Annotated in this window: 12 protein-coding genes; 8 read left to right on the top strand and 4 right to left on the bottom strand. The window is 68.2% G+C overall.

Annotated features, from left to right (window positions below; translation table 11 throughout):
• Positions 1–235: 235 nt before the first annotated feature.
• Positions 236–874, top strand: a complete 639-nt coding sequence (locus ACFWO8_RS32660; RefSeq protein WP_378974271.1) for a hypothetical protein — start codon at positions 236–238, stop codon at positions 872–874.
• Positions 875–911: 37 nt separating this feature from the next.
• Here the strand turns inward: ACFWO8_RS32660 and ACFWO8_RS32655 are convergent, their stop codons facing one another.
• Entirely contained in the window at positions 912–1,790 is an 879-nt protein-coding gene (locus ACFWO8_RS32655) for a polysaccharide deacetylase family protein (protein ID WP_378974268.1), read from the bottom strand.
• A gap of 150 nt (positions 1,791–1,940) precedes the next feature.
• Positions 1,941–3,065: a citrate synthase 2 gene (locus ACFWO8_RS32650; RefSeq protein ID WP_378974255.1), complete on the bottom strand. Its 1,125-nt coding sequence runs from the start codon at positions 3,063–3,065 to the stop codon at positions 1,941–1,943.
• Positions 3,066–3,141: 76 nt separating this feature from the next.
• Between ACFWO8_RS32650 and pdxH the strand changes: the two genes are divergently transcribed.
• The 5 genes from pdxH to ACFWO8_RS32625 all read left to right on the top strand — a co-directional run bounded on the left by pdxH (position 3,142) and on the right by ACFWO8_RS32625 (position 8,052).
• On the top strand, positions 3,142–3,846 hold the full coding sequence (gene pdxH / locus ACFWO8_RS32645; RefSeq protein ID WP_378974250.1) for a pyridoxamine 5'-phosphate oxidase: 705 nt from the start codon (positions 3,142–3,144) through the stop codon (positions 3,844–3,846).
• A gap of 68 nt (positions 3,847–3,914) precedes the next feature.
• Positions 3,915–5,198 (top strand): MFS transporter, encoded by a 1,284-nt coding sequence (locus tag ACFWO8_RS32640; RefSeq protein ID WP_378974247.1) that lies wholly within the window; start codon positions 3,915–3,917, stop codon positions 5,196–5,198.
• 258 nt (positions 5,199–5,456) lie between these two features.
• Entirely contained in the window at positions 5,457–6,770 is a 1,314-nt protein-coding gene (locus ACFWO8_RS32635) for a citrate synthase (RefSeq protein ID WP_378974244.1), read from the top strand.
• 74 nt (positions 6,771–6,844) lie between these two features.
• The gene (locus ACFWO8_RS32630) at positions 6,845–7,204 is read left to right on the top strand and encodes an FKBP-type peptidyl-prolyl cis-trans isomerase (RefSeq protein WP_378974239.1); all 360 of its coding nucleotides are present in this window, start codon (positions 6,845–6,847) and stop codon (positions 7,202–7,204) included.
• A gap of 221 nt (positions 7,205–7,425) precedes the next feature.
• A complete protein-coding gene (locus ACFWO8_RS32625; RefSeq protein ID WP_378974236.1) occupies positions 7,426–8,052 on the top strand; it encodes a hypothetical protein in 627 nt (208 codons plus the stop codon).
• Between the two features lie 49 nt (positions 8,053–8,101).
• On the opposite strand, the gene ACFWO8_RS32620 is transcribed toward ACFWO8_RS32625, so the two are convergent.
• A complete protein-coding gene (locus ACFWO8_RS32620; protein WP_378974233.1) occupies positions 8,102–9,259 on the bottom strand; it encodes a hypothetical protein in 1,158 nt (385 codons plus the stop codon).
• 566 nt (positions 9,260–9,825) lie between these two features.
• Here ACFWO8_RS32620 and ACFWO8_RS32615 point away from each other — a divergent pair.
• Positions 9,826–10,488 (top strand): hypothetical protein, encoded by a 663-nt coding sequence (locus tag ACFWO8_RS32615; RefSeq protein WP_378974229.1) that lies wholly within the window; start codon positions 9,826–9,828, stop codon positions 10,486–10,488.
• 97 nt (positions 10,489–10,585) lie between these two features.
• Positions 10,586–10,732 carry a hypothetical protein gene (locus ACFWO8_RS32610; protein WP_378915692.1) on the top strand — a complete coding sequence of 49 codons (147 nt, stop codon included), beginning with the start codon at positions 10,586–10,588 and terminating at the stop codon, positions 10,730–10,732.
• Positions 10,733–10,787: 55 nt separating this feature from the next.
• Here ACFWO8_RS32610 and ACFWO8_RS32605 read toward each other — a convergent pair whose 3' ends face one another.
• A complete protein-coding gene (locus tag ACFWO8_RS32605; RefSeq protein ID WP_378974225.1) occupies positions 10,788–12,044 on the bottom strand; it encodes a sensor histidine kinase in 1,257 nt (418 codons plus the stop codon).
• Positions 12,045–12,126: the final 82 nt, after the last annotated feature.

Genomic DNA, 12,126 nt, shown 5'->3' with positions numbered 1-12,126 from the left:
TTAGCGCTCGAGACTAGAGCCTTCGGCTCAGCGCTTTCGAGCGCTAACCGGCGACCCGGCCGCGGACCGGCCACTTCGTGGCCGTCCCTCCCTAAAGGTCGGGAGTGCGGTGGTTGGGGGTGCGGTCATGGCGGATTTGGGGTGTGCTGGGTGGCTGGTAGTGCGGGAGGGCTGCGAGGTTGGGAGTGCGGGGAATTTGCCCTTGCGAGAAGGGGGTTCGCATTACGCTCTCGCTATGAGCCTTGTCGCGGTCGACTCTGGTCGGAACCTGCTCGACCGGTGGGTGTGGGTGTTCGGGCGCAGGCCGGGGTTGTTGTCGGAGGGGGCTCGGCGGGAACTGCTGATCAGGGGGTTGACTGCGACGGCGAGCGTGCTTTCCGTGCGGACTCGGCGGGGGGAAGGTGGGTATCGGTTCAGTGTGCGGGTTTCGGTGCCGGGGGAGTTGGCCTATGACGCGCGGGTGCGGCAGCGGGTGCGTAGCCAGGATCTGGAGTGGATGCAGACCGGCGATGTAGTCGGGTGTCGGGTGGACCCGGGGGATCGGGAGCGAGTGGTGTTGTTCGTGCCCGAGGTGCCGGAGTCGGGGCGCAAGGCGGCGGCCAAGATCTTGGCGAACGGGCGGCGGGCGGAGGCGACGGTGCTCGCGGTGGCGCCGATCGCCGCCGATTACACGGGGCGCGATGACCCGGTGCTCCGGCTCGATCTGGAGATGCGGGCCTGGGACGAGCCGTTGCCATGGCGGGTGCGGTTGATTCAGCCGGTGCCGCTGTCGGCGGTCGGGCAGATCGAACTCGGGACGCGGTTGGAAGCGGCGTTCTTCACCGTCGACCGCGGGGCCTCGGTCGCGATCGACTTCGCGGCACTGACTCGCTAGCGGCTTGACCTGCGGGAAATAGGTTCCGTTCGGTCCGCTACAGGTGGACGAACGTGAAGCCCGCCGCCCGCAGTGCCGGTAGCGCCGCGGCCATCCCGGCCGCGGTACCCGATCGGGGACGATGCATATGCGCGAGCGCGATGCCACCGGGAGCGGCCGCGCTCATCGCGCGCTTGACCTGGGCTGATGAGGCGGTGGCGCCGAAGTCCGCGTTCACGGTGAATCCCAGCGGGGTCTCGCCCAACTCGTTGACGATGGCGACAGCGACCTCGTCGTAATGCGCGGTACCGGTGCGGAAGAAGCGGGGCGCGCGGCCGGTGAGTTCGGTGAGCCGCTGATGGTTGTCCCACACCTCGTACGCGGCCTGCTCGGCTGAACCCGTGCCCGCGATCCCATAGGCGGAGCGCCCGGAGACCGAGAGCGGCTTGTGCACGCTGCCGTGATTGGCCAGCTCGAACAGCGGATTCGCCGCGAGCCGCTGGACCCGAGCCGGGTCGGCGTCGACCCAGCGCTTGTTGAGGAACAGGGTGGCCGGGATCTGCTCGACGATCAACAGGTCGATCAGCGCTTGGTCGATGTCACTGTTGCCTGGCCCGCCGCAGGCGTCGAAAGTGAGCGCGAACTGTTTGCCCGCGGCGGGGAAACCGCTGGTGATCCCGGGCAGATCGACGCCCCACTGATGAGGGATAGTGCCCGCGTGCCGGGCGGCTACCTGCGCGGGGGCCAGGGGCGGCGCGGCCTGCCCAGTGGCGATCGGCTGCGCGCTGACCGGTGCGGCAGGCTGCGGAACAACGCGGCTCGTCGTCTCGGGAGCAACCGAATCGCCTTGTGCGACAGCGCACCCCGTGGCAAACCCGGCGGTGAGAGTGGCGCAGGCACCGAACAGCCGACGCCGCGACAAACCATTGCTGCCCACAATCCACCCCTCAACGAATTTGTTCGCTGGGATGTTATCGCTGATCAGGCCCGTGTGCGCGTCGGGCGCGGGCGCGCAGGCCGCTCATGAGTGAGCGTGAGTAGCTGAGAGTTGACCGAGCGCCGGTAGTCCGGCGCCCGGTCCGACGACTCAGTGCTGCGAGATGGTGGACCAGCCCGGAACCTCGGCCGGCGTGCGGGGGCCGGGGCCGGTGTAGATGGCGGCGGGGCGCACCAGCTTGCCCAGCTGCTTCTGCTCGAGGATGTGGGCGCACCAACCGGCGGTCCGGCCACAGGTGAACATCGCGGGCATCATGTGGGCCGGGACCTCGGCGAAGTCGAGGATGACCGCGGCCCAGAATTCGACGTTGGTCTCGATGGCACGGTCCGGGCGACGCTCACGCAGCTCGGCCAGCGCGGCCTGCTCCAGCGCGGCGGCCACCTCGAAGCGCGGGGCGTCGAGGCGCTTGGCGGTGGCGCGGAGCACGCGGGCGCGCGGGTCTTCGGCGCGGTACACGCGGTGGCCGAAGCCCATCAGCTTCTCTTTGCGGTCCAGGATGCCCTTGACCAGCGCACGCGCGTCACCGGACTGTTCGACGGCCTCGATCATCGGGAGCACGCGAGCCGGGGCACCGCCGTGCAGTGGGCCGGACATGGCGCCGATCGCGCCGGACAGCGACGCCGCCACGTCGGCGCCGGTGGAGGCGATCACGCGGGCGGTGAAGGTGGAGGCGTTCATGCCGTGCTCGGCCGCGGACACCCAGTAGGCGTCGATCGCCTCGGTGTGGCGCGGGTCGGGGTCACCCTTCCAGCGGGTCATGAATCGCTCGGTGACGGTGTCGCACTCGTCGATCTTGCGCTGCGGGACGGCGGGCTGATAGATGCCGCGCGCGGACTGCGCCACATACGACAGCGCCATCACCGAGGCACGGGCGAGGTTCTCGCGGGCGGTCTCGTCGTCGATGTCGAGCAGCGGCTCGTAGCCCCAGATCGGGGCGAGCATGGCCAGGCCCGCCTGCACGTCGACGCGCACATCACCGGTGTGCACCGGCAGCGGGAACGGCTCGGCGGGCGGCAGGCCGCGACCGAACTCCCCGTCGACCAGCAGGGCCCACACGTCGCCGAAAGTCACCTGGTCGGTGACCAGATCCTGGATGTCGACGCCGCGATATCGCAGGGCGCCACCATCCTTGTCCGGCTCGGCGATGTCGGTGGTGAAGGCCACCACGCCTTCCAATCCGCTGACGAAATCCTGTGGTACCGAGCTGGTAGTCATGGTGACTCTCCTTGCAGGGGCATGCCGATACTTCCGAACCCTAGACCCGGACATACCGCAGAGTAATCTCGCCCCTATGCGTGACCTGGAGCCCTCGACGGCCGCCGCGCCAGACCTCGCCGCGATGCGTGTCGACTACGGCAATCCCCTGTTCGTTCCCGCCGATGAACCCGATCTCGACGAGTCCTGGGTGGCCGGCGGCTGGGAACCGTTGTTGCGCAGCTGGATCGAGCAGGCGCGCGGTCTCGGCGTAGCCGAACCGAACGCGATGGTGCTGGCCACGGTCGCGCTGACGGGCCCGGCGCCGCGCCCGGTGGCGCGCACGGTCCTGTGCAAAGGACTCTCGCCCGACGGCGTCACCTTCTATACGAACTACGACTCGGCCAAGGGCAACCAACTCGCCGCCGACCCGTACGCGGCGGCGAGTTTCGTCTGGCCGGCGCTCGCCAGGCAGGTCCACGTGCGCGGCGTGACCGAGCGGGTGTCCGCCGAGGTGACCGCGGCCTATTGGGCGGCACGGCCACGGGAGTCCCGGCTGGGTGCGTGGGCTTCGCAGCAGTCGCGGCCGGTGTCATCGCGGGCCGAACTGGATCGCGTGCTGGCCGAGACGACGGCGCGTTTCGCCGATGTCGACGACATCCCCGTGCCCCCGTTCTGGGGTGGTTATCTCCTGCGCCCCGATGAGGTGGAGTTCTGGCAGGGCAGGCACGGCAGGCTGCACAACCGCATCGTCGTGCGGATCGACGGGCAGACCACAACGGTCGAACGTTTGCAGCCGTAACGAGCGGTGGGCTTTGTCACTGCGCCCAAACATGGGATGACCGCACGGCAGTGGCTAATCTGCGGTGAGTGAAGCTGCTCGCCGACACCGAACCACTGCGTAATCGCGACTATCGCAGGCTGTGGACGACCAATATCGTCACCGTCATCGGCGCGCAGCTCTCGGTGGTCGCGGTACCGCAGCAGATCTTCCAGATCACCGGCAGTTCCGGCTACGTCGGCCTGGCCGGTTTGTTCGGCCTGGTGCCGCTGGTGGTGTTCGGGCTCTGGGGTGGCGCGCTCGCCGACGTGATGGACCGGCGCACGCTGCTCGTCATCACGACCGCGGGCACGGGTCTGACCGCGGTCGCGTTCTGGGTGCAGGCCGCGCTCGGTCTGAACAATGTGTGGCTGGTGCTCGGGCTGTTCGCCACCCAGCAGGCGTTCTTCGCGGTCAACCAGCCCACCCGCAGCGCGCTGATCGCCCGGTTGCTGCCGCCGGAGCAGATGGCCTCGGCCAGTTCGCTGAGCATGACCGTGCAGAACGTGGGCATGATCGCGGGACCCGTGCTGGCCGGGCTGCTCATTCCGGTGATCGGCCTGCCGATGCTGTATCTGATCGACTCGATCGCGCTGCTCGCGACGCTGTGGGCGGTGTGGCGGCTACCCGCGTTCCCGCCGACCGGTGAGCAGCGCCGGGCCGGGCTGCGCGCCGTGCTCGACGGCTTCCGCTATCTCGCCCGGCAGCGCATCCTGCTCGCCTCGTTCGTCGTCGACCTGATCGCCATGGTGTTCGGCATGCCGCGCGCGCTGTTCCCGCAGATCGCGCACGAGACCTTCCATGATCCGGCCGAGGGTGGGGTGGCGCTCGGTCTGCTGTTCGCGGCCATCGCGGCGGGGTCTGTGCTCGGTGGCGTGTTCTCCGGGTGGATACCGCGAGTGCGCAGGCAGGGGCTGGCGGTGATCGTGTGCATCGCGCTCTGGGGTGTGGCGATGGTCGGGTTCGGGCTCGCGGTGGGGTTGGCCGGGCACGTGTTCGGACTGGGCGTGTGGCTGTGGATCGCGGTGGTGTTCCTGGCGCTCGGCGGCGCGGTCGACATGGTCTCGGCGGCCTTCCGCACGGCGATGTTGCTCACTGTATCCACCGACGAGATGCGCGGGCGGTTGCAGGGCGTGTTCATCGTGGTTGTCGCAGGTGGGCCGCGGATCGGTGATGTTGCCCACGGTTTCGCGGCAGCGAGCATGGGTACTGCTGTAGCTGCTGCCGGTGGCGGCGTACTGGTGGTGATCGGAGTGGCGCTCGCCGCGCTGGCCTTCCCCGCCTTCGTGCGCTACCGAGTTGCTCGCGCTCACTCCGCCGTGATGGCGAAATAGCCTGTGCGGCAATCAGATTCGGTTATCGAATCCGCGCGCCGCGCAACCTTTCGGCAGCGCCGGGGTGACGGTGCGGAAAAGGGGATCGGCGCAGGTCCCCGGCCCCGTATCGACCTCACCGCCGCACATGGTCGGTGTGAGAACCAGACAGGACAACCCTGATTGCTTGTCCTGACCGAACAACAGCTAGCGTTAGCGCAAGCGCACCTGTGCCGACCGCATCGGTGCCTACGGTTCTAGCCTGAGAGGGATCCTTCCGTGCCCGCTGAGAACATCACCAACGTCACCGAAGACGCCAAGGCGGTACTCCAGTACCCCGGTGGCGAGTTCCCGATCTCGGTCACCAAGGCCGCGGAGGGTAACGACGGGCTCGACTTGGGCAAGCTGCTGGCCAGCACCGGTTACGTCACCTACGACCCCGGTTTCATGAACACCGCGTCGACCAAGTCGGCCATCACCTATATCGACGGTGAAGCGGGCATCCTGCGCTACCGCGGATACCCGATCGACCAGCTGGCCGGCCGCTCGACCTTCATCGAGGTCAGCTACCTGCTCATCTACGGTGAGCTGCCGACCCAGGCCCAGCTCGACGATTTCACCGATCGCATCCGTCGCCACACCCTGCTGCACGAGGACCTGAAGCGGTTCTTCGACGGCTTCCCGCGCAACGCGCACCCGATGCCGGTGCTGTCGTCCGCGGTGAACGCGCTGTCGGCGTACTACCAGGACTCCCTCGACCCGCGCGATCCCGAGCAGGTCGAGCTGTCGACCATCCGCCTGCTGGCGAAGCTGCCGACCATCGCGGCGTACTCGTACAAGAAGTCGGTCGGTCAGCCGTTCCTCTACCCCGACAACTCGCTGTCGCTGGTCGAGAACTTCCTGCGGATGACCTTCGGCTTCCCGGCCGAGCCCTACGAGGTCGACCCCGAGGTCGCCGCCGCGCTCGACATGCTGCTGATCCTGCACGCCGACCACGAGCAGAACTGCTCCACCTCGACCGTGCGCCTCGTCGGCTCGTCGGACGCCAACCTGTTCACCTCGGTGTCCGGCGGCATCAACGCGCTCTGGGGCCCGCTGCACGGCGGCGCCAACCAGGCCGTGCTCGAGATGCTCGACGAGATCAAGGCCAACGGCGGCGACGTCAAGGAATTCATCCGCAAGGTCAAGAACAAGGAAGACGGCGTGAAGCTCATGGGCTTCGGGCACCGCGTCTACCGCAACTACGACCCGCGCGCGACCCTGGTCAAGCAGGCCGCCGACAAGATCCTGTCGAAGATCGGTGGCGACGACCAGCTCCTGGACATCGCCAAGCAGCTCGAAGAGGCCGCCCTCACCGACGACTACTTCGTCTCGCGTCGCCTGTACCCGAACGTCGACTTCTACACCGGCGTCATCTACCGCGCCATGGGCTTCCCGACCCGCATGTTCACCGTGCTGTTCGCGATGGGCCGCCTGCCCGGTTGGATCGCGCACTGGCGTGAGATGCACTCCGAGCCGCTCAAGATCGGCCGCCCGCGCCAGATCTACACCGGCTACGGTGAGCGTGATTACTATGAAATCGGGAATCGCTGACCGGCAGTCACTGCCGAACAGCACGCGCCCCGCGTCTGCGGGGATGAGCCACTATCGAAGGGGATAGCCCGCATATGACCAAGCCGGAGATCGAATTCCAGGAGGGCCCCGCGCCCACCGAGCTCGTCGCTACCGACCTCATCGAGGGCGAAGGCAAAGAAGCGGTGCCCGGTGGCACCGTCGAGGTGCACTACGTCGGCGTCGAGTTCGACACTGGCGAGCAGTTCGACTCCTCCTGGGACCGCGGCGAATCCATCACCTTCCCGCTGCGTGGCCTGATCCAGGGCTGGCAGGACGGCATCCCCGGCATGAAGGTCGGCGGCCGTCGTCAGCTGGTCATCCCGCCGGAGCTCGCCTACGGCCCCGTCGGTTCGGGCCACGCGCTCTCCGGCAAGACCCTGGTCTTCGTGATCGACCTGCTCAACGCGAACTGATCTCAGCTTCTCGGCCCGTGTCTCCTCAGGGAGACACGGGCCGTTGCTGTTTCCGGGGTAAGGGCGCGGAGGTCTCGGCCCGCCGGGTAATGTGCCCCGCGTATGACGGAGCCTCGATGGCTCCCGCGTGATTCGTTTCCAATGCGTTGTCCATGACAGTGACTTGTTCGATTCGCCCGGGGCCGGGTTCTTCGGGAGTTTCGGGAGGGAGATTCTCGATCATGTTCCAACACAAGCTTGTCCGCCGTGCGCTGGCGGTGGCGCTGCCCCTCGCGGTGGGGCTGGCCGGGGCCGGGGTGTGCTCGGCGGAGGTCGATCAGCAGACGCAGTACGCGGCCGGGCTGTCGAGTGCGGGGGAGGGTTATCGCACCGCTGTCGCACCGGATCTGCGCACCGTTTCCGCGTCGGTCGACGAGGGCCGGTTCCTGCTCGCGCCGGACTCGGACCGGGTCATCGTCGAGTCGGCGACCGGCGATCCGATCGGGGAGATCCCCACCTCGTTCACTACGGTCAGCGGCAATGTGATCGCGCTGGCGACCGAGATCGCGGCCGACGGGCGGAGTATGACCGTCACACCGCGGCCCACCGCGGGCGCGAGCGCGGAACTGAAGACCATCGCGACCACGCCCACCGCGCAATTCCCCGACCCGGTCCAGAACGCCGCCGCCATCGGCGCGGGTATCGGCGTGATCGTCGCCGCCGTGGTGTGTATCCCGATGATCACCACGATGATCCTCTACCTGCCGTGCGTCGGCCTGGTGGGTCTGCCGAACGCGCTGGTCGGCGCGTTGATCGGCGCGGTGGTCGGGGTGGCCGCGCCGCATATCATCCCGCAGGTCCTGCCCTGAGCGTGAAAACCGTTGCGGCCCGGTCGACATCGACCGGGCCGCAGTGCGTTCACTCGCGGACGACCTCGACGGGGTCGGTGAGGGCCAGGGCGAGGGCGGACTGCTGGGACTGGCCGCGTGGGGGGAGGGCTTCGAGGGCCTTGGCGGTTTGGTTGTTGAGGTTGCCGACGATGTTCTGCAGGGCGCCTACGCCGCCGGTGAGTTGTTCGATGGCGGAAACCAGTTGGGCGCCACCCTGTTCGGCGAGGGTGGGCAAGCCCTTGGCGAGCTCGGCGCCCTGGGCGAGTTGGCCGCGGGCGCTGTTGAGGCGGGCTACGACGGTGCGCAGGAGGGTGCCGAGATCGGTATTGGGATCAACCGCGGCGCCGGTCAATTCGCTGAGGCCGTCGAGCTGGGTGCCTGCCTGGTTCGAAACTCCTCGTAGCGCTTCGAGTTTGGTGATGATGTCGGCGAGTTGGGGGTCGTTCGCGAAGGGGAGTGACTTCAGCAGCGGCAGGATCTGGTCGAGGCCCGAGCCCATGGCGGCCGCGCCGGCTTGGACGCCGGCGATGGTGACGCCGGTAGCGTCGAGAGCATCGGCGAGCTGGTTGGCCTGCTTCGCGGCCCCGTCGACGGTGTGGTTCAGCAGCTCGATGGCCGAAGTGAGTTGGCCCGCACCCTCTTTCGCGTAGTCGAGGAAGCCGAGCAGCTGGTCGGCACCGCCGCTGAACTGGTTCGCGCCGTCGGCGGCGGCGTTCACGCCCGCACTGAGCAGCTGGGCGGTGAACTGCACGGAGGTCATCTGGTTTCGTGCCTGCGAGACCGCGGCCAGGGCGGCGTCGACGCCGGACGCGCCGATCCGATGGGTCACCACATCGACCGCGCCGTTCACGGTGTTCGTGTCGGCGCCGTCGTGGGTGGTGACGGTGACCTTGGCGCGCTGGGGTTGCGGGGTGGCGAGGGTGGCCATGGATGCGGTGAGGTCGGCGGGCAGGGTGATCACGGCGGCGTAGTCGGCCGCGTCGATCTCGCCGGGCTTCGCGACGGTCCATTCGTAGCCGCCCGCATCCTGCACGGCCTTGGCCACGCGCTCGCCGGTAGGTCCGGAATCGGCGTTGACCAGCGCGATCCCGGTCGGTGCCGAGTCCTTGCCCGCGCAAGCGGCGACACCGCCCGCCAGCGCGAGGACGGTGGCCAGGCAGAGCAGACGAGCGCGTTTGTCGATCACGTCGGTGACGGTATCCCCGGACTTCGGTGGCGGGGTTGGGAGATGTCTGAGATTTCGTTGAGGAACCGATAGCCGACTGCCGATGCTGTGTTCTGCGGCATGAATATTCGTAACCCGTCGGCGATCGGGTAAGCCAATCGGGTCAATCGACATCGAGATCGTTCGATTCGTCCGGGGGGTCGGGGATTCTTCGGGGCGTCGGGAGTGCTCGACCGCGGTCGAGGTCATCTCCGCCACGGGCGCCAAGGTCAGCGAGGTCCCGCTGACGCTGGCCACGGTCAGGTCAACCCGGAGGTGATCCCGCAGGTCCTGCCATGACCGCGGTCGGCGGAGTCGGCGCAGGTTCATAGCGGAACGCGATCGGGGTAGCTGTCGGGATGCTCGCCGCCGCCCGGCGAGCGTCGCTGACCGATAGCTGCCTATTCAAACTATGCCCTGTGTCACAACATGTTTCGCAACCCAGTGGTGGTTCGGTACAACTCTCGAGTCAATCGACATCGAGATTTTTTCGATTCGTCCGGGGGGTTCGGGGATTCTTCGGAAGCATCGGGAGGGAGACATCGAACATGTTCAACCACACCATCACTCGCGCGGGTCGTCGCGCGGTCTTCGCCGCGCTGCCGCTGGTCGTCGCCGCCTCGCTCTTCACCACGGGCACCGCGGCCGCTGACGTCACCGTCGCGCGTCAGGCCGAGATCGCCGCCGGGCTCGCCGGCGAGGGCGTTTCCGAGGGCGTCGGCTACAAGACCTCCGTCTCGCCGGACCTGCGCACCATCTCCGCGACCGTCGACAACGGCACCTTCGTGCTGTCGCCCGACTCCACCAAGGTCGACGTAGTCTCCGCCACCGGCGCCAAGGTCAGCGAACTTCCGCTGACGATGGCCACCGTCGGCGGCAACAACATCGCGCTGGCTTCGGTGATCTCCGAGGACGGCCGCACCCTGCAGATCGCCCCGCAGATGTCCGCCGCCACCACCGACGAGCTCAAGAGCATCGCCACCAACCCCGAGGCCGCCAACCACGACCCCGTCCAGAACGGTGCGGCCGCTGGTGCGACCATCGGCTTCCTGACCGCGGCGATCATGTGCATCCCCGCACTGGCCGCGTTCATCGTCGGCTACTTCGTCTGCGCGCTCGGCGGCGGTCTGAGCTACGCGCTCACCGGCGCGGTGCTCGGCGCGGTCATCGGCCTGGTCATCCCGGAGTCGATCCCGCAGGTTCTTCCCTGATTATCGCTTCAGTCGCTAGCCGTTAACTGTGCGGTATTCTCGCGAGTGTCTTCACCCCGTGCCGGTCAGGCGCGGAACTCACGAGAGTGGAGGTTCGATGTCCGACACCGACGATGTCAAAGCCAAGGCCAAGGCCGAAGCGGAAAAGATTGAGGCGGAAGCGAAGAAGGCAGCGGCCAACGTGAAGGACGCAGCCGAGCGCGCGGCGGGCAGAGTGAAGGATGCCTTCAAGAGCGACAAGTAGTAGCGAGCTCAGCCCCGCACCCACGACCATCGTGAGTGCGGGGCTTTTGCGTTGGCTACCGGGCCGGTCGAGCGGGCAGGTCGATGACGAGGCGGGCGCCGCCGAGCGGACTGTCCTCGAAGTACGCCAGCCCGCCGTGTAGCTGGGCCTGCTGGGCCACCAGCGCGAGGCCGAGGCCCGAACCGCCCTTGGTGGCGTTGCTGCCACGGGCGAACCGCGCGAAGACCGTCTCGCGTTCGCCGGGCGCGACGCCGGTGCCGTTGTCGTCGACGGCGATGACGATCCGGCCGTGCGGCGTGCGATGCGCCGACACGACGGCGGCGGTGGCGCCGCCGTGCTTGACCGAATTGGTGAGGGCGTTGTCGACGGCCAGGCGCAGGCCGGCGGGCAGGCCGCGGGTCACCAGTTCGGCGTCGGTGTCGATGCGCACCGACAGACCCGGGTTGTGGCGCATGGCGTCGTGGGCGGCCTGATCGCACAGGTCGGCGACATCGGTGGGGACGTGGTCGGTTTCGGCGGTGAGATCGCCGCGGGCGAGCCGTTCCAGCGCGGACAGGGTGGTCTCCACCCTGGTCTCGTTGCGGGCGAGGTCGGCGAGGATCTCGCGGCGCTGTTCGTCGGTGAGGTCGAGGGTGCGCAGGACCTCGAGGTCGGTGCGGATCGCGGTGAGCGGGGTGCGCAGTTCGTGGGCGGAGACGGCGGCGAAATCGCGGGCGGTCTCCAGGGCGGCGGCGGTCTCGGCCTGTGCCTGGTCGACGCGGGCCAGCATGGTGTTCACCGCCTCGGCCAGCTTCACCGCCTCGTCGACACCGGAACCGTCGACCGGGTGCGTTGGCTCGTCCGGCGCGCCGACGGCGCTGCGGGCCGACACCTGCCTGGTCAGCTTTACGATCGGGCCGACCGCACGCCCGGCGAGCAACCAGCCGAGCGCCGCCGCGGCCGCCACCGCGATCGCCGCGCCCGCGAGTACCCAGCGCTGCTGGTCGTCGGTCGCCTTGGCCGCCTCGGTGGTCGGAATCGCCAGGGAGACGGTGCGGCCCGCGGGCTGGTTCTCGGTGGTGGTGAGCACCCGGTAGGGCTGATCGTGCAGTTCGACGGTCCGCGAGCCGGGGGGTAGGTCCGGTAGCTGGGTCGAGCTCGACGCGGTCACCTGGCCGTTGTCGCGCACCGTGAGCGCCATGGTGTTCTGCAGGCCGGTCAGGTTGACGAAACCCGTTGCCAGCACCGGTTCGATCAGCACGATGCGCGAGGCGATTTCCAGTTGCTGATCGGTTTGGGTGACATTATTGCGTTCGATTGCCTGAAAACCCACGAATGCGGCGATCGTAACGATGATGACGGCACCTGCCGCAGCCGCTCCCGCGACTCTTGTCCGGAGCGAAAACGATTGTCTG

The sequence above is a fragment of the Nocardia sp. NPDC058480 genome, from assembly GCF_042720495.1.
In the GTDB taxonomy this organism is placed as follows: Bacteria; Actinomycetota; Actinomycetes; order Mycobacteriales; family Mycobacteriaceae; genus Nocardia.
The sequence above is the reverse complement of the archived record's forward strand: the minus strand, read 5'-3'. Positions and strand labels throughout refer to the sequence as shown.

What these genes read in the sequence shown, in the direction of transcription:
- ACFWO8_RS32660 (WP_378974271.1), top strand. Translation starts at nt 236, where the DNA reads ATGAGCCTTGTCGCGGTCGACTCTGGTCGGAACCTGCTCGACCGGTGG.
- ACFWO8_RS32650 (WP_378974255.1), bottom strand. Translation starts at nt 3,065, where the DNA reads ATGACTACCAGCTCGGTACCACAGGATTTCGTCAGCGGATTGGAAGGC.
- pdxH (WP_378974250.1), top strand. Translation starts at nt 3,142, where the DNA reads ATGCGTGACCTGGAGCCCTCGACGGCCGCCGCGCCAGACCTCGCCGCG.
- ACFWO8_RS32630 (WP_378974239.1), top strand. Translation starts at nt 6,845, where the DNA reads ATGACCAAGCCGGAGATCGAATTCCAGGAGGGCCCCGCGCCCACCGAG.
- ACFWO8_RS32625 (WP_378974236.1), top strand. Translation starts at nt 7,426, where the DNA reads ATGTTCCAACACAAGCTTGTCCGCCGTGCGCTGGCGGTGGCGCTGCCC.
- ACFWO8_RS32615 (WP_378974229.1), top strand. Translation starts at nt 9,826, where the DNA reads ATGTTCAACCACACCATCACTCGCGCGGGTCGTCGCGCGGTCTTCGCC.
- ACFWO8_RS32610 (WP_378915692.1), top strand. Translation starts at nt 10,586, where the DNA reads ATGTCCGACACCGACGATGTCAAAGCCAAGGCCAAGGCCGAAGCGGAA.